The following is a 23,206-nucleotide window of genomic DNA, read 5'->3' on the forward strand; positions in this document are numbered from 1 at the left end:
ATCAAAGAAGCAAATCAGATTGCCGTAATATCAATTGTTTCTTCATAAATTTCTTGATAATCATCGAGTGACTGAGAAAGAAATCCACGTTCGATTTTGCCGTTACCAATGTAAAAAAGTTTTGAGCTCTCTGGAAAGTAAGACTCTATAACATCTTTAACTCGCACTCTCTCTATAGGTTTTACTTCCAACTCTTCTTGATCAGAGTCTTTGACATGTTCGGACATAGATACAAATGTTTGGGTATCTCTAGGTAAGTTATTACCAACGAATGACAGAATATTCTCTAGGTTTGTCTCATCTATATCTTCTTTGAGAATGGCATCAAGTAAAAACGGAAATCGGTGTGCTGTATCAGATTTTCCTATCATTGCGTTTAACGCAAAATGATACGCCATTACAGTTTTATGTAATTCAACGCCTTGACGAGGAAATGAGTGAATCTTATACAAATCCAAGTACCTTGAGTCGTTCAACGGCTTTAATCCCAGTTGTTTTGTGTAACTAGCGAAAATCTTTTTAAATGCTTTTTCTTTCTTGAAGCGTTCAGACAACGTTTCTTGTTGGGTAACCATCGAAGCTAAAGACGTTTTCACCTTATCCAATTTCGTTTTAGATGACTGAATATCATCCTGCATCTTCTTGTAGAGGGTGATGTTCGCTTTGTTTTCAACCCATTGCGAAAAGGTTACGCCATCAACATTCTTTTCCAGTAAAACGCCATAATTATCAGAAATATCTTTAGTTATTTTCGTCATTTTCTTCTTGGAGGAATTAATACTCGACTGCTTGTCAACTAGTTTCTGTGTGATGTGAGATTCAAGTTCAACAGTGTCGTTGTATTTTTGATAATGGCTGTACAATCCCTCAAGAGAATATGATAAAACCTGAGTGCATGCCGGACATCTGTCAACGTCGTTGTAATTCTGCCTCTTAATGTTTTTCTTGGTTCTTTTCAGAATCTTATGATGATTTTGCAGTAAAGAAAGTTCGTTACACAACCTGATATAGGTATTTCGCTCTTCCTCAAGAAACTTAGACTTCTGTATGTACTTTTCAATGTATTCTTCAGCTTCTTCACCAAAAGCTTCATCAACCAAGTTAGAAAACTGAAATTCAGCCTTTCTACTATATCTATTTAAATTACTAATATCATTAGATAACTTATCTTTCTCTTTAGTAAGATTCCTATGCTCTACTCGATCAAAATTATTGTTTATGCCGAGGTAATAATCTAAATAGTCGTCCTTAAATCCTTTGTAATACTGAAGATTAGAGAAGGATTCACGCAAATAAACCCATCCGACTGACTGAGAAATATAATAAGGTAAAAACATACTTTCAAGCGGAGCAGATTTAAGCTCTCCTTTTTGCTCAAGAATCAAGGAGAAACCAACTAAATCTCTGATGTAGTCCTTCAGCTTAATATGTTCTACACTGTTGTCTGCATTCACTCCATGGAAAGGAATAACTTTACCGCTAGGCTCTTTTACGTATATTGATTTAGGATCTCTGACGATACTGTATGCCAAAAAGGAATCATCAGCTTTTATCCTAAAATCTACTCGGAAGGTTGGTTGATAGAAAAGGATTTCATCAAGACTCTCCTTCACATCATTAACGCCAAACGCAAATAACAAACTCTGAATCAAAGAGCTTTTACCAGAAGTATTCCGACCGCTTATTACATTGACACCTGGTGAAAACACTTCGTTGAAACATACGTTATATGATTCTGAGCTGACGAACAATTTATCGAACGTTATTATTTTTTTCATTAAAGTGTTTCTCCGTGGTGCTCTACAAAAGCGCATAAAGTAGTGAAGAAAATATCAATATGCCTTAGATTTATATTGTACTTCCCTTTGATATCAGAAACGTAGGCTTCAAACATTTCATCATGACTATAATAGTCCATCGAATAATCATGATCATTAACAAAACTTTTGATAATTTGATGCTCGTTATTCATCATGTCTTTCATTAGCTCGAATGTATTTTTGATATGGTTTTCGTAGCTATTTTGAATACCAATTGGAATCCGAAATTTACGTGCTAATTCAGTTGAATGCTCTCTCCAAAGCTTAAAAGTCTTTTGTTCTGTTTCAATGATGTCGATGGCTTTTTTGATTTCATCACCTTCGACTCTTTTAGAACTATCGAGCAACGTAATAACCTTGCCTTGGTTATATGTTGCTTCAACCTCTCTGAACAAACTTAGAAGTAGCTCAACTGCCGCGGGTGCATCCGATACATGCGGAAATTTCCTGCTCATAAGACCAACCAGGCAGTCTCTCTGAGACTGTTTTGTCCTAGGGAAATCTACCCACTGAATGTGCAAATTATCCAACTCTGACTCGTAATATGGAACTTCGGCCTTGCTACAAAAGCTCTTAACTTTTTTACTGATAGTATCTTTAATTACATCGGGTACAGCATCATAGTGGCATCGACAATTCTGCTCATTAAGGACATGAGTTAATTCTTTTTTCCCTGCTTCTTTCTCTTCTTTGTTTGGCGTGAATTTAAGCTCAATATCAGAGTTAGAAACGAACGTAAGTTCATGCGTATAGTTACGGCATTTGGGTGCAGCATCACTTAGGAGGTCATTTCCAACTTCCAGCATTTTTGCTATCACTTCTGAAAAACGCTCATTTATTCTCCAGATGTTACCCGACAGCTTCTTGGCCTGATAAGAGTGGACTTCTTCAATATTGCTTCGACAATCGGTTCTATAGCAATAAAGAAAATCATCGTGATGTTCGATACTTAGGAAGAACTCTCTACCTTTGAACCGACCATAGTCGCTTAGTAACAAATACAGTGCACAATTGCGTTGAAACTCGAAACCCAGCAAGGCGTCGACACCAGAGTTAGCCGATTTTTTTCTTGTACTCAAAGTTTTACCCCAATCAAAGCCATAATGAGATATCTATCAGGATTGTGCCATTCACCCTAAGCCAATAAGTTATGTTTACTCTCGTTCTAGCAGAGCTATTTTTGATTCTATGTCTCTGTATAAATGGATATTTTTGCACATTTTGAAGATTACGGATATTCCCCAATTCAGAATATTTACTAGTTTGTGTTGTGTATCAAACTGTTAAGGGAAAACAATCAATTGCCAGCTTGATATAAGCATCGAACTAATGAACCAGATATTGTCTTTTACTACAGGATAGCTGTTCCATTTTCCATTACTTTAGCAAATCCGCTAGCACGAAATTATCCAAAAATGAGTTAGAAATCAGAGTATCCCAATCCAGGGAAAAATTCAGGACGAATTTTTAGGTTGTCGGCGCCGGGAGCGCCTACAACCGCCCCGGACAACACCAAAGAAACCAAAGGCATTTCTGGTTACTATTTGTGCCAGCAAAGAGTAACTGGCGCGCATCGCACCATGCCAAAAAACCACCGAACCCAAGCGCGACATACCCCAACTGCACCAGAATCCATAACCAAACCACACTCAAAAACCCAAAAGAAACCCACTCCCCCAGGGAAAAATTCAGGACGAATTTTTAGGTTGTCGGCGCCGGGAGCGCCTACAACCGCCCCGGACCACGCCAAAGAACAACAAGGGCTTTCTGGGCACTCTTTGGCCCCGCAAAGAGTGTCTGGCGCGCATCGCACCATGCCAAAAGAACCACCAGACTCAAGCGCGACATCCCTACCACTAAAGCAAAAAATAACTAAACACTCCATATTACGGTCGCATTCATACTGGTAATGCATATAAATTATCTCAATCTCGCAGCAGACAGCGTATGAAATTGACCTTCCGCGGGGGACTGCCTATCCAAATTGTTTTAAGGGCCAAACAACATGACACAACCTAAAGAGGCAACAATTCGCGAGTGGATTACAGAGAGTAACTACCAGCTGTCACGGATAGAACAACTGGCAAAAGAAGGGTTTCACCAAAAACACAACATACCGCAAGAAAGCGTATTTCACGGTCGTTCGGAGTATTACGCAGAGCTGGCCATCTGCTATGCCTTACTTGGCGAGCGGAAACAATCCATCGATTCCCTGACCCAAGCCATCATGAACGGTGTCATGCCATATCGCATGGCTTACGATGATCAGTGCGAACTACGCCATTTGTCTGTTGGCCCGGAGAAAAGCGGGTGCGTCAACCTAGCCCTGACCCATTCATTACTGCTCAAAATAGCCTCTCTTGACGATGATGCACTTACCCGTGAGTCAGTACCTTTTATCCAGCTCATGGAAAAAGATATGAATGACTCAAAGTCGATGGAAATGGTGAATACCGTACAGGCGCTGCGTAACATCTTGACGCACGGTGACGATTCTCTCAGCAAGTCACTACTTCAATCAGCGCTGGATAATTCACTGACCCATCCCATTAAAGGAGGTTGGAGAGCTCGCAGCTATACCCTCAACCTTTGCCTTTTCACTATAGTGACTCGTGATCAGCAAAGCTTTGAAAAAGCATTACAAATGAATCTCAAAGACTATGAAAAAGGCGCAAAAGGTGAGATTCGTGGCACCCCAGAGGCTTATATCAGTTTGCCTGCTGTAGGGCTGGTAAAGCTGGCGAAACGCTATGGTTTGTCGTATGAGGGTAAACACACGTTGATCCCAGAGTCTTTACTTTAAGGCCAGTTTAGATATGGTCTGAACTAGTTAAAATTAGCCAGAATGAATAGTCGACATCAAAAATGCTGCCCAACAAGCAAAAGCCCCAAGAAACCCACTTCCCCAGGGAAAAATTCAGGACGAATTTTTAGGTTGTCGGCGTCGGGAGCGCCTACAACCGCCCCGGACAACACCAAAGAAACCAAAGGCATTTCTGGTTACTATTTGTGCCAGCAAAGAGTAACTGGCGCGCATCGCACCATGCCAAGAGAATCACCGAACCCAAGCGCGACATACTCGCCCAGCCTTAGAAACCGCACTCGCTACATGGATTCCCGCCTGTCGCGGGAATGACAGAGTTGATGTCATTGATGCATGACTGAAATCGCTTCTGCCCAACAACAATATCTAAATTTAAGAAACCCACTCCCCCAGGGAAAAATTCAGGACGAATTTTTAGGTTGTCGGCGTCGGGAGCGCCTACAACCGCCCCGGACAACACCAAAGAACCCAAAGGCATTTCTGGGTACTCTAATGATATGGTCCGCCCCAACCTCACCCCTAGCGACGTCAGTGGCTAAGCTTGAGGAAACCGAAACCACTGAGGTGTTCCATCATGGACAATTTACATATTCTTGGCATCGATCTAGGTAGACGTACATTTCACTGTATCGGACATGACCAGCATGGGCATGAGGTGTTTCGTAAGAAATTTAATCGGGCTCAACTGCTTTTATGGCTCTCTAATTTACCCCATACAACGGTGGCATTTGAGTCTTGCGGCGGCGCGCATTGGTTAGCCCGAAAATGTGAAAGTTATGGGCACGAAGCAAAACTCATCCCACCCCAATATGTGAAGCCCTATGTGAAGTCGAATAAAAACGATTTTATTGATGCAGCGGCGATTGCTGAAGCTGCATCCCGTCCATCAATGCGCTTTGCTGCCGTGAAGTCAGAAAACGCCCAGGTCATCAGTACCATCAATCGAGCAAGAGAGGCGTATATCAAAGAGCGCACAGCGACTATGCTCAGGATTGGGGGGATTCTCGTTGAATTTGGACTCAGTCTTCCCAAAGGCCATTCAACAATGAAAAAGTTATTTCAATGGATTGCAGAGCAAAACCAGTCACTGCCCCAGGCTTTAGTTTTGGAATTAAAAGAACTTCACGAGCATTACCTGTACCTCACTGAGCATGTTCAGAAGCAAGAACAAAAATTAATCAAAATGACATCTGATAATGAAATCGGTGAATTGCTTATGACGATCCCTGGTGTTGCTCATATCACAGCGAGCTCTTGCTTGGCTGAGATTGCCTCTCCGGGCAATTTCAAGTGTGGCCGTGATATGGCGGCATGGATAGGACTGGTTCCGAGACAGTACTCAACTGGCGGGAAAACCACATTATTAGGGATAAGCAAGCGAGGGAATAAAAGGCTCAGAACGTTATTTATTCATTGCGCCCGCGCTGTCTTATCTAAACCAGAAACAACGGGGAAATGCTTCGGACCCTGGCTCACTAATCTGAGGGCAAGCAAACCTTTTAATGTTGTTGTTGTCGCACTGGCTAACAAGTTAGTGCGGATCGCCTGGGCTGTGATGAACTCACACCGAGCGTTCAATGCCAACAAACTTGCTTGCCAATAAACTCATTAACCCATTTTGCAATGACAATGATGACGATAACGGTACATCGGCCAGATATGTAACCTGACGGCAAAAATAGCACTTAGATGCATTTACTCTTTTAAGGACTATCTGGCGCAGATATCATCGTGGAGCTGGAATGCGAGAGCTTCCAAGAGAGACTCCGAATACATTAGCGCAAACCACTCCCGTTAAAATTGTAGTTGCAAAAACGGGGCGGACCATACATTTTTGCTTCAAAAGAGTACCTGGCGCGCATCACACCATGCCAAGAGAATCACAGAACTCAAGCGCGACATACTCACCCAGCCTTAGAAATCGCACTCGCTGCACGGGAATGACAGCTTGAAAATCTACATTGATGGCACTCCCGCAGGGAAAAATTCAGGACGAATTTTTAGGTTGTCGGCGCCGGGAGCGCCTACAACCGTCCCGGGCCACACCAAAGAACAAAGGGCTTTCTGGGCACTCTTTGGCCCCGCAAAGAGTGTCTGGCGCGCATCGCACAATGCCAAGAGAATCACAGAACTCAAGCGCGACATACCTCACTCAGCCTTAGAAACCGCACTCGCTACATGGATTCCCGCCTGTCGCGGGAATGACAGAGTTGATGTCATTGATGCATGACTGAAATCACTTCTGCCCAACAACAATATCTAAATTCAAGAAACCCACTCCCCCAGGGAAAAATTCAGGACGAATTTTTAGGTTGTCGGCGCCGGGAGCGCCTACAACCGGCCCGGACCACACCAAAGAACAACAAGGCATTTCTGGGTACTCTTTTTGCCTCAAAAGAGTACCTGGCGCGCATCGCACCATGCCGAAAGAACCACCAGACTCAAGCGCGACATACCTCCCCCGTACCAAAATCCCCAGCCGTACCTTTATGCACCCTAACCCTGACGCAGTCTTAACTCCTTCTCCCGCCACTCCCGAAACAACGCATGACGCCGTCTCGGATAGGCCTGATCCATCATCAAAGCATCCGCAACCCACTCCGTGCGGAAGTGACGAAAATCCTGCCGCAGTTCGCACCAGGCGGCGAGTACCCTGCCCTGGGCGAAATAGCCGATCGCAAACGGCCAGATCACCCGGGTGCTCTCCTGTCCGTCGGCCGCGCGGTAGCGAATGGCGAGTTTTCTTTCCCGCCGGATAGCCGTTCTGAACAGGGTGAGATCTTCCGGGGCAAGCTCAGCCGGCGGGCCGACGCGCAGCGGCACCTCATTGGCGCCCTGCACCAGATCGGCGGGGAGCACGGCAGTGACTTTCGCCAGTGCGGAATCGGCGGCGCTGGCCATCGGCACATCGCCAAAGGCCGAGACCCATCGGACACCCAGCATGATGGCGCTGATTTCTTCTTCGGTGAGCATTAACGGTGGCAGGAAAAATCCGGGTTTCAGCACATAACCCATGCCGGGTTCGCCGTCGATCTGCGCCCCCTGGGCCTGCAGTGTGGCGATATCCCGGTACAGGGTGCGGATACTGATGTTCAGCTCGTCGGCCAGCCGCTGTCCGCTGACGGGCAGCCGGTGCTGACGAAGGATCTGCAGTAATTGGAGTAATCGTTCAGTACGCATATGCAAAAGGATACTGCCACTTTCTGACAGTGTCACGCGCTAATCTCAGCGCTGTACACACAGACGATTAACTCACAAAGGAAAGAGAGAATGACACCTAACCTGTTGCTGCTGTATGTGAAAAACCCGGAAACAAGCGCAGATTTCTATAGCCGCCTGCTTGGCCGTGAGCCTGTGGCGGCACACCCGACTTACGTAGCGTATGAGTTTGAAAACGGCTTTAACCTGAGCTTGTGGTCGGAACAGGCGCGCAATTTTGTTTCCGGCGGCGAGGGCCACCGCAGTGAATTCGCGTTTATGGTGCCGGGTGACGAGCAGGTCAGGGCGCTGTATGACCAATGGCAAAATGCCGGTGTCGTGATTGAGCAGCCTTTGCATGACGCGGTATTCGGCCTGACCTTCGTGGCGCTGGACCCCGACGGGCACAGAATCCGGGTCTGCACACCGGATGAGTAACAGGGAATAAGCCCTTGACCAACAGGCGCATCAGCATGCGCCTGTTGTTATTTGTTGCGATGTCAGTGACGGTTGCGGGTATCAGTCAAAATCGCTGTACAGGCGGGGCACTGAAGGCGGGTAATCGATCGGTTGCCAGCGATCATTGAAGGTAAATCGGGTATACAGCATAAAATGGTTTGGCTCGTAAAAATCAGAGCGCTGCAAGTCCACGGCGACCCCGACATACCAGCGACTGCTGACCCGCTTTTCCAGTGCGCCTTCCAGTGAATAACCAAAACCGCCACCTTTATCTGATTCACCGTCCGACTGATAGGGCGCATCTTCTCGCGACCAGGAATTGGACACAGAAGCGCTGACCAGATAAGACCAGCTGCTGTCGTAGCGGCCATAATAATCCACCGGCAGCGACAGCGACACATAGCGCTGCGGGCTGTAATAGCCGCCGCTGCCCAGTGTGTACTCGCTCAGGTTTTTATCGTAGTCAAAATACAGCAGATTGGTGCCGATACTTAAACGCTGATCATCCGTGGCAATCAGTTTGTAATACCCGCCGCCCAGCAGGGCCAGCCGGGTGTTGTCGGCCACCTTTTCGCCAGTGATCAGATGATGTTGCACACTGCTCCAGAACCCGTACGGGCCGCCAATGTCCCAGCTGGCATTGAGTTTGACACCTGTGCTGACCACACCGCCCCAGAGTGTCCCGGCTGGGTCAGCATTTATTGCTCCTGAGTTACCATCAACCGGAGCAGATCCCGGCACACTCATCCCGGCATACGACAGCACACTGCTGGTTTCCGGTCGGCGCGACAAGGTGCCGGACACACCGAAATCGCCAATATCCCCCTCAAGCGTGACGCCGCCCACCCAGGTTGACTGCGCAAAGCCCAGCGGTGTGGTGCCGATATCGGCCTGCCAGTTGTCCGCCTGCCAGCCGATGCCAAAGGCCAGCCCGGTGTCACGGGCGCGCAGCGGCTCGTACTGCGCATTGGAATCGTCAAACTTGTCGTAATAGTCCAGATCGCCGGAGTCGAGTGAGACATAATCGGCCCGCATGATCAGATGGCCGTCCCATTGTTCGAGTGGGATCCGCGCTTCGATCGGCACCTGACTGGCCTTGTTTTCCCCGTCACGGGCGCTGTAATCCCAGCCGATGATGAGGTGGCCATCGCTGCGATCGCGCAGACGGTCGATGTCAGCTTTAACATTACGGGTCAGCCAGTAATCCTCGGCCTCTTGATACAGCGTCCGTAAATCGGGTGGTTGGGCCTGCACCACCTGTCCATCCGCGCTTTTTTCGATGCGATCCGCATTCAGTGCCTGATAACCTCGCTGCTCTGCCAGCGCCCACTGCTGATTATCCATCGCCAGGGCCATGCTGTTGCGGTAATCCATCGCATCCGCGTCTGGCCGCTGGCTCAGTAAGCGGTTCAGTTCACGGGCTTTGTCATCTTCGCCCTGACGGTTCATCACAGGGGCGGCGGCCATTAATTGTCTGGCCGTCAGCAGGGATCGACTGCCATACAGCTGCTCAGATACCGGCTGATAGACAGCCTTATCTCCCAGTGCGGCACTGGTTTGTAACACGCCAAGCCGGGCATCGGTACGGTAAGGCTCGGGGGCAGGTTTGGCTCCGGTGAGCACATTCTGATAAAGCGCCTGCGCCCGGCGAAACTGCCTTTGTTCAGTCAGGAGCGCCGCTTCTGCCAGCAATCGCCGGATATTAAGCGTACCCAATACGGCAAGCGATGTGGCGTCCCGTTGCCGGTTAACACGCGCGTGCCCCTGCTTGTCCAGCCACTGATCAAAGGCACTGAAGTGCTCCAGCTCTATCATCAGCTCACCATAGCCAAGCTGGGCGGTGTCCGACCAGGCGTCGCTCGGGGTTAACTGACGGTAAAGATTCTCAGCCTGCTGGCGTTCGCCTAAACCGGCCCATGTCACAGCCAGCCGCGACAAAACGTCTGGCTGACCGGCATACTGCTGCGCCAGCGAATGCAGTTGCTGGCGCACGGCATCCGGGTTGGCCTGATAGCGGACAGACAGATCAGCCAGTGACTGATCAAGGCGCAGCCGCAGCAAATTACCCTGCATGGCCTCACTGCGTCTGGCAGCAGGCACACGAGACAGCACGGCAATGGCCTCATCGTCCCGGCCGGCCTGACTCAGGTATAAGGCGTAGGCGAACTGCATCTCCGGGTCGCGGCTGCCGGCGGCCCATTGCTGCATCAGAGCGTCAGCCCGGTTGCGCTGCCCGGCAGCGACTAAAGCATCGGCAATATCGCGACGCTGCCAGGGGGAGGAAGGATCCAGTTGGAGTAATTGTTTGGCAAATTGCTCTGCAGCCTGAGTGTCATTCTCAGCCAGCGCGCTGCTCAGCTGTTGCACCACTAACTGGGTTTTCATCTCCAGTAAGGTGCCGCGAATTTGCCGCCGCTGGGCCGGGGGCAACTGCTCTGCAAAGGTAATCGCCGCCGCCAGCCCCTGGCTTTCCAGTGTCAGATTCACCAGGCCGCGTACGATCTGCGCATTACCGGGATCACGCTGCAAAGCTTGCCGGTAAGCCTGTTCAGCATCAGCAAATTTCTGCTGCTGCTGATACAGTTCTGCCAGTTTGAGGTAGGCATAGGGTTCAGCGGCATTCACTGGCATGGCTTTCTGATACGCGCGCGCTGCCTGATTCAGTTGGCCTTTTTGTCTCAGCGCATCACCTTCATCCAGATACGCCCAGTAAGAAGAGGCTTCCACCAGCGACTGCCACTTACTGACATTGTCGGGATCATCATCGAGCTGCTGCGCCTGTCGGAAGTAATCCAGTGCTTTACCCTGCTGCCCCTGGCGCAGGTACACCATGCCGAGGCCGCCCAGAATGTCAGGATCGTCCGGGCGCGTGGTTAAAGCGTATTCCAGTTGTTTTTTAGCTTGCGGGTATGTCCCTTGCTCTATCAGCGCCAGCCCCTGTAGTTTGGCCAGATAGGTGGGATCTTTGCGCAACGTCTGCTCAGTTTCCCAGCGAGCCTGCGCATTGCGGTTGGCGCGATTGATAGCGGTATCAGACGGAAAATAGCTGGCGACAATGGCGTACTGTTCGGCCACTTCTGCCGATATCGGCTGCTGATCCAGCGCGCGCAACCAGGCATTGGCGGCCACTGTGCCGATATCCGAACGCAGTGCCAGCTGGCGGTAAGTCGCCAGAATCCAGGGATCGGCAGCATCGCGGCGGCGAATATGGTTTGCCAGCGCCAGCTGAAAGGATGGCACGCCGGGATACGCGGCATTGAGCTGCTCCAGCCCCTGCTTTACGCTTTCCCAGCGTTCACTGAGACTGCTTTCAGCCTGCAGGTATTCCAGCTGCAACTCGGCCGAGGGCATCCCATTGGGGAACAGCGCATCATAGGCTTTCAACGCTTGCTCATAACGACCGGCGCGCACCAGTAATCTGGCTTGCTGCAAGTCGGCTTTTTTGCGGCCGTTAATGGCAATCAGATCATTCAGCGCCTTGAGCTGCACCGACTGCGGCGAGCTGGCTCTTAACTGACTTCGGACTTCCTGCGCCTGCTGAAGCTGGTTTTGTTTAATCAGCAGCCGTGCCTGGTAATACAGCCCGTCCGGGTGCTGGCTGTCAATCGCCAGTAATCGCTCCAGCGCACTCTCAACGATATCATCGCGACCTAACGCCGTGGCCAGCTCAATCTGATTAACCAGAAACGCCACCGAACTGTTATCTGATGGCACGGCAGAAAATGTGGTCACCGCGTCTATCGGCTGATAGACCTGCTCAAGCTGCTGCGGTGTCAGGGGTGTTGCCGGCACAATACCGGCGTAAGCGGACAGGCTGATTGACCCGGCGCTGAGACCCAGTGCAATCAGAATACTTGCGTTTAGCGAAACAGTTACTGACATCCCTTTTCCCATGCTGGCTCCAGTTCACCCTGTACGCCGAAGCGATAACGTTGCTGGTGCCAGCCTTCGCCAAACAGCGCCAGCACATTGTCGTAATAATGATCGTCCTGGTTTCTGATGAGGTGCTTGGCTGCCCGCCCGGCCTGAGCCTGCAACAGCGCGGTTTCACCTGACGCGGCCAGCAAGGGCAGCATGGCGGCAGAAAATCCGGCACTGCCCTGCTCCTGATACTGGCCCGACTGAGTGTTCACCGTGCGTGGCGGGGCCGACAAAGCCGCAGTAGCCGCCACCATGGGCTGCATTGCCTTCACCAGTGTCGTTTTATCTTTCGAATCTTCGCTGAGCATGCCTGCCCATAAGTAGGTACGAATGGCGTTATAGCTGCCCACCGGCCCGGTTTGCTGATCTGCGCTATAACGGCCGTTGGCCAGCGTGGCCCAGTCCGGACTGAAACCTGCAGGCATAGTGCCCAGAATCATGGCAAGGCTGGTGCGGTACAGCGACGTCCAGCGGAATTGCGGGTAAAGGTGTGCCATCCGGGCAATCAGCTGCAGCGGCAGGTAACTCGGATTGACCCGATACTGACCGTTCTCCAGCTCAAACCCTACCGAACCCGGCAGCAGCACAGTGCCCAGGCCGTCGATATCCACGGTTTCTTCACGCAATATCCGGCTGGCCATCAAATGGCCCAGCGACTGGTAGTAATGGTTATTCCAGAGGCGGCCCGCTTCTGCCAGCGTGTACGCAATCCAGAGATCTGAATCTGAGGCCGGATTATCATCCAGCACGCCCCAGCGTCCCGATGGCTGTTTTCCCCACAGCCAGGCCGGCAAGCGCGCCGTCAGATCGCCTTCTGCCAGCTGGCTTTGCGTCCAGTCCAGCATAGCGGCAAAGGCCGGTTTGTCATTGGCTATCAGGGCAAAGAACAAGCCGTACGACTGACCTTCGGATGTAGTGATCCGGCGCTCGTCACTGCCATCGATCACACGACCATCGATCAGGTAAGCCGATTTGAACTCTTGCCATTGCGGCCATTCACAGCGGTTTGCCAGGCTGTGGGTACTGAACAGCAGACTCAGCACAATTATCAGGCTTTTCATGCCTCTTCCCCGCTGCGTGCCAGTCTTCTGGCGGCAATTTTCCGCAGCACCCGCCACAGGAAGACAGTGACAATCACCACCAGCAACACCGCCAGGCTGGCGACAAGCACAGGGTGATTGGAGAAGTGATACCAGATCAATTTCAGCACCGGTAACTGGCCGACAAAATAATGCTGGCCGACGTTATAACTGGCCACTTCCTGATCACGCAGGATCACCACAGAGCCTGACATGTGCTCCACTTTCCCCGAATCAATGATGGCATTATCCACCAGGCTGAATGCCTGCGGACTGGCAGCCATGATCGCAACCAGACTGCGCTTCTTGGTGAACGGAGATTCCATGCCTGTGATGGCGGCAAACTTGCCGCTGGCATTGACCGACACCAGATCGACAGCCTCCGGATTGTCAGACGCCCTGCCCAGCCAGTTCATGCCTGATAAGGTTTCGTTGCGGCCCGGCAGGCGGATCTGGCGCAACCCGGACTGCAGAATCAGATTCACCTGATCCGGTTCGCCAATCGCCTGAGTGAGTTCCTGTGCCACACCTATGCTCAGGATATCCTTGCCTTTCAGCGTCGCGCTGTCCCACTGGTCTGTCACCGTGACCTTGATAGCCGGGTAACCGACATCCGCACCCAACCGGCCCATGACATTCAAAAAGGTTTGCAGCGCTTCAACTGACGAAGAGGCGGGCAGAACCACTGCCGTGTCCGACAAGTCTGCCATGCGGGTAAACGGGAACCCGGAGGTTGCAAAGGAGCGCAGGTTCGGCATCTGGATATAATGCGGGAAGCCACTGAAATCAATGGTCGAGTCGCCGTCAACCACGGCATACTGTTTGCTCGGCTGAGTGATCTGGCAATTCCCCTCCGTGACAGAGGCAAAGCCAAATTCGAAATCGATGAAATTTTTACTGCCCACTTTGAACGCCGGAATCCGTACCCGGTCGCTGCCGCCCAGCAAACCGTCATCCAGTAATGGCACCCGGACACGCTTGGATTCACCACCCTGACCGGCTGTTGTCAGGTTGAACGCTTCGACAAACTCATCGTTGATCCCCAGAGTCAGCCGAGAGCCAGAGTTATCTTTCATTGGCGGCGAATAACGGTACTGCAGATCCATAGCAATACCGCGGCTCTGCCAGGTGAACAAATCCGGCGGCAGCTGAAAACTCAGCCGTACCGGTGGTGGGGTGCGGCCTTCCACCTGCAACTGACTGCGCTGTTCCACCAGCTCGGTGAACGCCACGGGCCTTGAGGTATCAACCCAGTTGGGCGCGTCATAAGGGACGTGCTGTTTGACCTGAAGCACCTGATTGATCTTCGCCATTGGCCCGGTTAACAACTGGGTACCCAGTGCCAGCCCCTGAACCGCGGTATTGAGATCCTGACTGTCGCGCCCCTGCACCAGCAGCAGCTTGACATAAGGGTTGGTCGGATGGGTGATCACCTGTAAATACGGCCCGTCGGCATCCGGGAAGTCACGCAGAAAATCGGGTTTATTGTCATTAGTGACAAACACCACAGCATGCTGCTCTGGCAGTTGATCGAACAAGAGCGAAAATTGCGCTCCCCGCCACCCCGACAGCGCACCAAAATGAGACGCCAACACACCCGCCGCTTTTATCTCCGGCAGATCATAGTCAGCCCCCATAATGACCGGCAGGGTTAACCTGCCAAAATCACGGGGATCAAAAAATGGCGCCGGCAATACACTCAAATCGCTTTCAAGCTGGGTTTTCTGCACAAACAGTTCGACCCGGCTGCTCTGGCTGATCTCCGCCCAGATACTGGCATCATTGGGGTTAGAGCAGGTTTTATGGGTGTTACCAATCAGCTCAAACCGGATCTGGTTATAGTTACTGAAATAACGTGAGTCCAGCGGCATAGACACGCTGCTTTTTTTGCCCTGCTGGCCATCCGTGACCGGCACGACCCCCATCAATTCATTGTTGAGGTACACCTTGATGTGAGACACCAGTGCCAGCAGCGCCGGGGATGACGTGACATCAAAATGCAGGTTGGCTTTGGCTATCACCTCATCCAGACGCGATCCAAAGCCGACATTGGCGTTGGCTTCACTGCCGTAAATACCGATAGAGCCATTAAAGCCCAATTGTGAGAAGGGCAGATCTCGCTGGATAACAGCCGAGTGAATATGTGAAGGAGTCGTGACTCCCGCTGAATCGGTGTTAACTGCCGTGGCCTGCGCACTGGCCATTGCCGCCGTACCCAGACTGCTGAGTATGGCAACCGTTGTTTTTATTGTTTTATTGATTTTCATTTTTTAAGCCCTGTTGGGGACATTACGTGGTCTCAGTGACCAAATCAGGCCACCAAAGAGTGAAACACCCTGTGCCAGCGCAGCAACTGGTGCCGGGCTGTGCTGAATCAGGCGGCGGTATCCGTTCCAGCCGACCTGCAACACAGATTTCATACTCGACATGGGCTTATCAGACTGATAAGACTGCTGCCACTTCGCCCAGATGTCTGCTCTGGCAAATGTACATTGCACGTACTGAATTTGCTGCTGCGTGCTGAGCTCACTGAGCTGCAGCCCCAGCATACCTTTGCCGCTAAAGGCGATGGTTGCCGGAAATACATAGGATTGCAGACCGCGACTCAGCACCACCTCCAGTATCTGATTCACCTGAACATCGAGACGCTCACTGTCCTGCTCACCCAGCTGGACTCGCAAGCCACTGAGCGAGAAATCTTTCATTTCAGCCTGCAGCAGGTGTCCGGATCTGAGTCTCACCGCCACCGGCATAGAAACGTCAACCCGGTGATCACGGCGTATTTGCTTGGCTTCAACAGCCACCGCCACTGCCGCGCCGAGGATCAGCAGGTTGTAGAGGGTCCAGACAATATTCACCAGCACAGTGGCCACTTCGTTCTCCGGCCCCCATCCCAACCGGTACAGGCCCATGCCGAGCCCAACCACATTCAGCAATACCAGCACCAGATAGGGCCGGGAAATCACCCAGTCATAATGGGATTCTTTAACCAGCCCGCCCTTGGCGGTGACATTAAATTGCCCTTTATGCGGGGCAAACAGTGCCACTGTGGTCGGGCGCGCGATATACCAGGCCAGGACGGTTTCATACACTTCGCCCCAGAATGAATAGCGAAACTCCCCCTGCATCCGCGAGTTGGTCATGCTGGCATGCACCATGTGCGGTAACACGTACAGAATGATCGCCAGCGCCGGTGCATAAATAATGAAGCTGTGCAGCAATAAGAACGCCAGTGGCGCGGTCAGGAAAATGATCCTGGGAATGCCCGACAAAAAATGCAGCATGGCATTGGCATAACACAGCCGCTGGGACAGCTTGAGTCCTTTGCCGGTCAGCGGATTATCCACCCGGAAAATCTGCGCCATGCCCCTGGCCCAGCGGATTCGCTGGCCGACATGCGCCGACAGGGTTTCCGTTGCCAGACCGGCTGAAATCGGTTGTTTCAGATACGCCGAGTGATAGCCCAGACGGTGCATCCGCAGTGAGGTATGCGCGTCTTCAGTGACTGTCTCCACCGCTATGCCACCGACTTCTTCCAGTGGCCCTCGGCGCAGAACGGCGCATGAGCCGCAAAAGAAAGTGGCATCCCACAGATCGTTACCGTCCTGAATCAGGCCGTAAAACAAGTTGCCTTCGTTGGGCACATCGCGAAAATTGGCCAGATTACGCTCAAACGGATCCGGCGAGAAAAAGTGGTGTGGTGTCTGAATCAGCGCCAGTTTCGGATCTTTCAGGAACAGGCCCATTGTCAGCTGAAAAAAGGCTCTGGCCGGAATGTGGTCACAGTCAAAGATGGCCACAAATTCTCCCTGTGAGCGCTGCAGGGCATAGTTAATGTTGCCCGCTTTGGCGTGCTCGTTCGTTGGCCGTCGCAGATAATGCACGCCAACTTCCTGGGCAAAATCGCGAAAACTGTCTCGCTTACCATCATCCAGAATATAAATATTCAGCTTATCCTTTGGCCAGTCGACGCCCAGAGAGGCGTACACAGTGGCACGCACAACGTCCAGATCTTCATTATAAGTCGGTATCATTATGTCAATTGTAGGCCAAACTTTTGTCTCTGGTGGCAGTGCAACCGGTTTTCTGTTCAGCGGCCAGATATTCTGAAAGTAGCCTAAAATCAGCACGATCCAAGAGTAAGTTTCTGCCAGTAACAGTAAAACGCCCAGTATGAACGCCAGTGGATCGTCCCAGTTCAGCGTGGAAGAATAGCGCCACCACAGATAGCGGCACGAAGCTGTGACCGACAGGATGATCAACAGCAAGGTCGGAAAATGGCCTGACATTCGCCGGCACATCATGGCCAGCGCCCACAACAACAGAACAAACACCATCTGGGCTTCCAACCCGAACGGCACGGTAAAACAGATCATGGCAAGTGAGACCACTGCTATCAGCAGCAGAACATTGATCATCCGCCCGGTTTTGGTTTCTTTCAATACCGCTTTAAGATCTTCCGTGTCGGCGTCGGTCGCTTTTTTTTCCAGCCATTCAATAAGGCTGGCAATGCGCCCCAAGGGTAAATAGAAAATGCCTTTCACACGGCGGATCAGCTGTTTGGTGCCCGCCTGCAGCTGGGCTTTAAGATGGCCCGGCGATTGCGGCCTGACACAGAGCAGCCACAGGCTCTGCAGCGCAAAACGCACAGGATCCAGCAACGAAGGGGAAGCAAAATTGATGTGCGGGTAGTAAATCAGAGGTAAACGCCATGCAGGCACGCCGGCAATCTGCGGCTTGAGGCACACAAACGCAAAGGTAAACCACAACCCGAGTATGAGATTTCCTGTGTGGGAAGCAGGTGTATTGCGCTCGCGCTCATAAGCAAGCTTTTGCACTTTGAACTGCTCAATAACCCAGGATTTAAAAACCAGATTTAAGGTGTTGAACATAGGCTCAGGAAACACACTGGATGGCTGACAATTGCGACACGCACCAAAAGGCGAGTGACTGATAATCTTTTGCCGCCTGGCTGGTTGGGGCAAACTGCTGCACTGTGGTCAGATTTGCCACACTGTCCATCAGAGCGATGTCCCGGTGTAACAATACCGGTGACATTTCAGCGCCAAGCTCTCTTTTCAACACCAGCATGAAATCGCGGCTGATCTCGGTTTCAGGCTGATACTGATTGAGCACATAGCGCACTTTGGCTGAGACAGGCGCATCGTTAAAAACAGCCTGGGTTTCGAAAACATCTTGCAGCACGCTGTAACAGGCGGCATCAGGGGTTAGCACCACCAAAACGGTATCAAAAAAATAGCCAAAGGCTTCATCCTCCAGTAACGCCAGATCCGACGATCCCAAATGAATCAGTTGCCAGTGATCCTGATTGTCACCCACCTCAAACCGCCCGAGCGCTTCAAGGATCTCAGCCAGATAAGGGCCGCGGTTAGCCTCAAACTGTCTGGCGTTATGCAATGACAGTTGGCCAAAAGGCAAAAAAGTCACACCATTGGGACTTTCAAAGCCCGCTGACTGCCAATCGGTATTCGCACACATGTGACTGGCCCACCCCTCAACGCTGGAAATAGGCAATCCGAGGTGTAAACGCAGCAAATTAGCATCAACAGCATCAACCACCAGCACATTTTTCTGTACTTGCACTAGTGCCTGTGCCAGATTTGCCGTGACTGTTGTCGCCCCGGCGCCGCCACGCAAGCTGAGAATCCCGATCCTTTTCATACCATATCGGCCTGGCTGCTGTTTTCAGTTCTGGCTTGCTTTGTCCCGTGAGGTGATTTTTTACTTTTTAATATCAACCACTTATTTTTTACTTTTGAATAGGTCTCGCTTTCATTTAATTCGACATAATCATGATTAGTCATGTTATAAGACGCATAAATTGCATCAACATCTTTCGCAGGCATTACCACAATAATTCACCACTACTTAATAGAATTTATCAATGCCATTAATACAAACTATATTTAAGTACATAATTTTCAAAGAAACAAACAGGCACTAACGTTTATTACATTATCGCCTGTTCATTATTAACATTTGGTCCACAAAAAAATCATGTCCCTATTTATTAGATTTAATACTTGCAGCTATAAACGCTAATGACTGTGACCGGAAAACAACGATAATATTACAGTTAATTATGTATGCCTTTCGGTTCATAATCAAATCTCATCATCAGTACATTGGCCACATGTAAAACGAACAGTTCTTTATCGGTTTCAGTCGGTGCAAAGATAAACCAGATGAATGATTCGACATTTTGAGTAAATTCTATATGATCTTATTATATTAGTAACATCTTTTTCTGTCGTGTTCTTACTGTGATGGTGCCTCTGCAAGCTTAAAGAAGCGGGAAAAGTGCCGATAGCGAGCAACTGGTATTTTATATGTCTACAAATCCAGACTTTACACACTTTGTCGAAATAAACAATTTTCCGTCTGTTTATGTCAATCTTTTTGCCCAAAAAACTCTGGCCATTAATTATCTGACATCAATTATTAAACATAATAAAAACAATAGCTTCACTTGCTTTACAAACAAAGATAATTTTTACTCCGGCCTGAGCGAACAAGACGGTAGTCAAATTTCAGCGGCGTTACAGAAAAAGTGTAAGAAAATCTTATTTCTGAATCGGAATAAAAGCCAAAATGGTATCCATTTTCATTTGCTGCTCGATGATATCATCAAGTTAAAAGCCACGAAAAAATCGCTCGCCGTCCTTTTTGTACCGGATATATTTTTCGCCAATATTAATAATGATAATCTCACTATTGTTTTAAAAAAACTTAACGATCACGCAACCAGCAATGATCTGACTATTCAACTTCTGGTGTACGGCTCTATAACCTCCACCTCACTGAAACCGGCGTTACTGGCACTGAACCACCACCTGGCGGGGCTGGCTTCCATGAGTATGATCAGTGACGACAAATACAGCTACCAGGTACATTTCTGGGCGAAATCCGATGGTGTTCAATCCGATAAAACATTCGTTGTGCAGAAAACGGCCCATGGCGTGCTGGCTGCCGTGCCGGTGTCAACACCCAATATTGCGGCACTCAGCAGCCAGGATGACACGGCGCTGATTGTGATGAGTCATGCCGTTGTGGATGACGATATCCCGCTTCCTGCGCATGTCCAGCTGGCGGCGAACAATGCAGAGATCATCAGTGATTTAACAACCCCACCTTCAACGACATTGATCTTGTCCTGCCAGTCGCCGGAGGAGATCCGTCAGTTGGCTGTCGACTGCCTGCATTTACGGCAAAAAGCCGGGCCGCGGCTCAAGATCATCATCAGAGAAGTCAGGCAGTGCCTGCGCTATGCCGATGAAACCTTCCTGCTGAGTGCCGGCGTGAACCTGATTGTACCTTATCACCTGCCCTTTTTAAGGATGATGAGCCAGGTTGATGCGATACAAGGGCAACGCATGACACGCCTGCTGCCAGACAATACTGAAGAGCTGCTGTTAAACGACCCGAACTATAATGCCAGGGGATACTTGGACAATCAGACTTTTATCCAATATTGCCATACTGTGATGCAGCAATTTACCTCGCCTCAGCTGGACGTGGTGTTGGTTAAACTCAAGCTGCTGCCAGGAATGCAACCGGATGAGTGTCTGCGGCTGTGCCATATCCGGCGTGATGGCGATGTGATTACCGCCTGCCACCATGCGTTATATGTTCTGTTCAGCGCCATTCGCCAAACGGATATCCATACGGCACTCAATAATATTTTTGATGCGCCGGTGCGGGATCTCTTCCAGACCGTTCGCGTCATCAGTGCGCATCATGATCTGGAAAAAGAGCTGGAAGTGGTCGGCAAAGAGGCACTGACTGTGTGTGCCGACATAAAAAAAATCACCACTGAACCGGCTATTTTTGCAGAAAACAATAGCACCGAGGATAAGATGACGGCCCTTTTTGCCGTACCCAAACGCATTCGATTAAAAGGTGAATCATGAACATTGATGATTTTCTGCTCACTGCAGGGTTAAGCCTGTTAACAGGCATGGTACTGGGTTATTACCTGCGCCACCTGATCACACTGGGCAAGCGTTTCCATCGCAAGTATTTCGGGCGTTCCCGCTACTTTGAACAAGACTGAATTTTATTACTAAGCAGAGACTATGACGATTACACTCTCTTCTCATTCATCACAGCAGGTTAAAGGACTGGGGTGGTGGAATGTTTATTTCATTGCAAAGTTCGCCCTGTATCTGCAGGGCACGATTGATTTCCATCCGCTGGAAAACATAGCGCTGGCTCTCTTTTTATTATTGCCGCTGCGTTCTCGCCTGCTGGCAGCCATCAAGATCGTCATTGCAGTACCTGCCGCGGCCTGGTTGCTGCACTATGATTCTTTTCTGCCGCCTTTAGACCGCCTGTGGGCGCAAATGAACCAACTGATGCATTTCGAATGGGGTTATCTGTTCGAATTGGCAGGCCGGTTTTTCTCTTTCCAGGCGCTGCTGGGCCTTTTTGCCGTTGGCATAGGTTATTACCTGCTCAATCGCTTTTTACGTGTATCGGTACTGGTCATGGCGGCGATGCTGTTTTTCAGTCTGCCATCCGGCCAGATAACGCCTGTGATTGCAGATCAGGGCACGGTTGAGAACAATACCCCGATCACCCGGCCTGCCGGCAATGCCAATACCAATGCCAATGCAGCCAACGTGCCGGCGGGGACGGATGATGCCTCCCTGAACCAGTACGTGACTGAATTTTTTTCCCGTGAATCAAAACGACAAGTCCTGCTGGATGACAACGCCGTTAATGCAGCGCCCTTCGATCTCTTATTCCTGAGTATCTGCTCAGTCGCCTGGGACGATATCAATATCGCCGGGCTGGACGATCATCCTTTGTTTAAAGAATTCGATATCCTTTTTGATCAGTTCAATGCGGCAACCTCCTACAGCGGGCCAGCCGTGATCCGTCTGCTACGAGCCAGTTGCGGGCAGGAAAGCCACAGCCAGCTCTTTGCGGGTGCACCGTCTGAGCAGTGCTATCTGTTCGAAAACCTGAAGCAGTTGGGTTTTGAAGAAAATCTGGTGATGAACCACGACGGGATCTTCGACAACTTCCTTGAGTTGATTAAAACCGAAGGTAATGTGGTGGCAGATCTGATGCCACAAACGGGTTTTAGCCCGTACCAGAAGTCTTTTGACGGTGCACCGATTTACCGCGATAAAGACGTATTGAATCACTGGTGGCAGCAGCGCCAGCAAGCAGGCAACGACAAAGTTGTGGCACTCTATAACACCATTTCCTTGCATGACGGTAACCGGATCATTCACGGTAACCAATCCACCGGGCTGGTGAGCTACAAATTGCGGTTGAAAAACCTGCTCGACGATCTGTACGCTTTCTTCCAGTCGCTGGAACAATCGGGCCGCAATATCGTGGTGGTACTGGTGCCAGAACATGGTGCAGGTATGAAAGGCGATCGGATGCAGATAACCGGGATGCGGGAAATTCCGTCGCCTTCAATTGTACATACCCCTGTTGGCTTAAGAGTTTTTGGCAAGAACATCGTCCGTACCGGCGAGACAGCGCGTGTGGCATCACCGTCCAGCTATCTGGCGTTATCTCAGCTCATTGCCAATGTTTTAGAGCAAAACCCGTACCTGAGTGGCAGCGTCGACCCTGCCTCACTGATCAGTAACCTGCCAGTCACGCCTGTGGTGGCTCAAAACGAAGGCTCTACTGTCATCAGAGTTCAGGGAAAAAACTACGTCACACTGGATGGCAGCAGCTGGTCTGAATACCCGTCGAAATAACCGACGGTACGCAATGGCACTGCCACGCCCCAACCGGGACGTGGCAGTTACAACGGCAGATTGAACGACAACAGCGTGATTTTCAGTCATTTGCATAAAAAATAAATTAGAAAAGATATTATTATTTATCTTAACCATGCAAACTACCTCTCTTATACG

15 protein-coding genes are annotated in these 23,206 nt (G+C 50.3%); 6 read left to right on the forward strand and 9 right to left on the reverse strand.

What is annotated here, in order from left to right; all coding sequences use genetic code 11:
- Positions 1 to 14: 14 nt before the first annotated feature.
- Both KCG43_RS11455 and KCG43_RS11460 read right to left on the reverse strand, forming a co-directional pair.
- Positions 15 to 1,778, reverse strand: coding sequence for an AAA family ATPase (locus KCG43_RS11455; RefSeq protein ID WP_192017247.1), 1,764 nt, complete (start codon positions 1,776 to 1,778; stop codon positions 15 to 17).
- The gene (locus tag KCG43_RS11460) at positions 1,778 to 2,899 is read right to left on the reverse strand and encodes a hypothetical protein (RefSeq protein WP_192017248.1); all 1,122 of its coding nucleotides are present in this window, start codon (positions 2,897 to 2,899) and stop codon (positions 1,778 to 1,780) included. The genes KCG43_RS11455 and KCG43_RS11460 overlap by 1 nt, the downstream gene beginning before the upstream one ends.
- A gap of 926 nt (positions 2,900 to 3,825) precedes the next feature.
- Here KCG43_RS11460 and KCG43_RS11465 point away from each other — a divergent pair.
- Positions 3,826 to 4,623, forward strand: a complete 798-nt coding sequence (locus tag KCG43_RS11465; protein ID WP_218384947.1) for an Imm49 family immunity protein — start codon at positions 3,826 to 3,828, stop codon at positions 4,621 to 4,623.
- A 595-nt stretch (positions 4,624 to 5,218) separates the two neighbouring features.
- Positions 5,219 to 6,247, forward strand: coding sequence for an IS110 family transposase (locus KCG43_RS11470; protein WP_218384948.1), 1,029 nt, complete (start codon positions 5,219 to 5,221; stop codon positions 6,245 to 6,247).
- 893 nt (positions 6,248 to 7,140) lie between these two features.
- Here the strand turns inward: KCG43_RS11470 and KCG43_RS11475 are convergent.
- Positions 7,141 to 7,824: a YafY family protein gene (locus tag KCG43_RS11475; protein WP_218384952.1), complete on the reverse strand. Its 684-nt coding sequence runs from the start codon at positions 7,822 to 7,824 to the stop codon at positions 7,141 to 7,143.
- A gap of 90 nt (positions 7,825 to 7,914) precedes the next feature.
- Here KCG43_RS11475 and KCG43_RS11480 point away from each other — a divergent pair, with 90 nt between their 5' ends.
- Complete coding sequence (locus KCG43_RS11480; protein WP_192017251.1) at positions 7,915 to 8,280, forward strand: VOC family protein; 366 nt, start codon at positions 7,915 to 7,917, stop codon at positions 8,278 to 8,280.
- A gap of 81 nt (positions 8,281 to 8,361) precedes the next feature.
- On the opposite strand, the gene KCG43_RS11485 is transcribed toward KCG43_RS11480, so the two are convergent.
- From KCG43_RS11485 to KCG43_RS11510, 6 genes are read right to left on the reverse strand one after another with little or no spacing between them, the layout of a single operon-like run.
- Positions 8,362 to 12,183 carry a cellulose synthase subunit BcsC-related outer membrane protein gene (locus KCG43_RS11485; protein ID WP_218384956.1) on the reverse strand — a complete coding sequence of 1,274 codons (3,822 nt, stop codon included), beginning with the start codon at positions 12,181 to 12,183 and terminating at the stop codon, positions 8,362 to 8,364.
- A complete protein-coding gene (gene bcsZ, locus KCG43_RS11490; protein WP_218384960.1) occupies positions 12,174 to 13,283 on the reverse strand; it encodes a cellulose synthase complex periplasmic endoglucanase BcsZ in 1,110 nt (369 codons plus the stop codon). The genes KCG43_RS11485 and bcsZ overlap by 10 nt, the downstream gene beginning before the upstream one ends.
- Positions 13,280 to 15,568 carry a cellulose biosynthesis cyclic di-GMP-binding regulatory protein BcsB gene (bcsB, locus tag KCG43_RS11495; RefSeq protein WP_218384961.1) on the reverse strand — a complete coding sequence of 763 codons (2,289 nt, stop codon included), beginning with the start codon at positions 15,566 to 15,568 and terminating at the stop codon, positions 13,280 to 13,282. The genes bcsZ and bcsB overlap by 4 nt, the downstream gene beginning before the upstream one ends.
- 3 nt (positions 15,569 to 15,571) lie before the next feature.
- Positions 15,572 to 18,193: a UDP-forming cellulose synthase catalytic subunit gene (bcsA, locus tag KCG43_RS11500; RefSeq protein WP_192017255.1), complete on the reverse strand. Its 2,622-nt coding sequence runs from the start codon at positions 18,191 to 18,193 to the stop codon at positions 15,572 to 15,574.
- 4 nt (positions 18,194 to 18,197) lie between these two features.
- Positions 18,198 to 18,983 (reverse strand): cellulose biosynthesis protein BcsQ, encoded by a 786-nt coding sequence (bcsQ, locus tag KCG43_RS11505; RefSeq protein ID WP_218384962.1) that lies wholly within the window; start codon positions 18,981 to 18,983, stop codon positions 18,198 to 18,200.
- Positions 18,980 to 19,168: a hypothetical protein gene (locus KCG43_RS11510; RefSeq protein ID WP_225445319.1), complete on the reverse strand. Its 189-nt coding sequence runs from the start codon at positions 19,166 to 19,168 to the stop codon at positions 18,980 to 18,982. Before KCG43_RS11510 ends, bcsQ begins: the two co-directional genes overlap by 4 nt.
- Before the next feature lie 483 nt (positions 19,169 to 19,651).
- On the opposite strand from KCG43_RS11510, the gene bcsE reads away from it, so the two are divergent.
- The 3 genes from bcsE to bcsG are packed head-to-tail and all read left to right on the forward strand — an operon-like array spanning position 19,652 to position 23,047.
- On the forward strand, positions 19,652 to 21,232 hold the full coding sequence (gene bcsE, locus KCG43_RS11515; protein WP_218384964.1) for a cellulose biosynthesis protein BcsE: 1,581 nt from the start codon (positions 19,652 to 19,654) through the stop codon (positions 21,230 to 21,232).
- Positions 21,229 to 21,375 (forward strand): hypothetical protein, encoded by a 147-nt coding sequence (locus KCG43_RS11520; RefSeq protein ID WP_192017259.1) that lies wholly within the window; start codon positions 21,229 to 21,231, stop codon positions 21,373 to 21,375. Before bcsE ends, KCG43_RS11520 begins: the two co-directional genes overlap by 4 nt.
- Before the next feature lie 22 nt (positions 21,376 to 21,397).
- Entirely contained in the window at positions 21,398 to 23,047 is a 1,650-nt protein-coding gene (gene bcsG / locus KCG43_RS11525; RefSeq protein ID WP_218384967.1) for a cellulose biosynthesis protein BcsG, read from the forward strand.
- The last annotated feature ends 159 nt before the right edge of the window (positions 23,048 to 23,206 follow it).

The organism is Photobacterium sp. WH24 (assembly GCF_019204055.1).
GTDB lineage: Bacteria > Pseudomonadota > Gammaproteobacteria > Enterobacterales > Vibrionaceae > Photobacterium > Photobacterium arenosum.

Coding starts and splice junctions, on each gene's coding strand:
- bcsZ (WP_218384960.1), bottom strand. CDS start 13,283: ATGAAAAGCCTGATAATTGTGCTGAGTCTGCTGTTCAGTACCCACAGC.
- KCG43_RS11485 (WP_218384956.1), bottom strand. CDS start 12,183: ATGTCAGTAACTGTTTCGCTAAACGCAAGTATTCTGATTGCACTGGGT.
- KCG43_RS11480 (WP_192017251.1), top strand. CDS start 7,915: ATGACACCTAACCTGTTGCTGCTGTATGTGAAAAACCCGGAAACAAGC.
- KCG43_RS11465 (WP_218384947.1), top strand. CDS start 3,826: ATGACACAACCTAAAGAGGCAACAATTCGCGAGTGGATTACAGAGAGT.
- bcsB (WP_218384961.1), bottom strand. CDS start 15,568: ATGAAAATCAATAAAACAATAAAAACAACGGTTGCCATACTCAGCAGT.
- KCG43_RS11475 (WP_218384952.1), bottom strand. CDS start 7,824: ATGCGTACTGAACGATTACTCCAATTACTGCAGATCCTTCGTCAGCAC.
- KCG43_RS11455 (WP_192017247.1), bottom strand. CDS start 1,778: ATGAAAAAAATAATAACGTTCGATAAATTGTTCGTCAGCTCAGAATCA.
- bcsE (WP_218384964.1), top strand. CDS start 19,652: ATGTCTACAAATCCAGACTTTACACACTTTGTCGAAATAAACAATTTT.
- KCG43_RS11510 (WP_225445319.1), bottom strand. CDS start 19,168: ATGCCTGCGAAAGATGTTGATGCAATTTATGCGTCTTATAACATGACT.
- bcsA (WP_192017255.1), bottom strand. CDS start 18,193: ATGTTCAACACCTTAAATCTGGTTTTTAAATCCTGGGTTATTGAGCAG.
- KCG43_RS11520 (WP_192017259.1), top strand. CDS start 21,229: ATGAACATTGATGATTTTCTGCTCACTGCAGGGTTAAGCCTGTTAACA.
- bcsQ (WP_218384962.1), bottom strand. CDS start 18,983: ATGAAAAGGATCGGGATTCTCAGCTTGCGTGGCGGCGCCGGGGCGACA.
- KCG43_RS11470 (WP_218384948.1), top strand. CDS start 5,219: ATGGACAATTTACATATTCTTGGCATCGATCTAGGTAGACGTACATTT.
- bcsG (WP_218384967.1), top strand. CDS start 21,398: ATGACGATTACACTCTCTTCTCATTCATCACAGCAGGTTAAAGGACTG.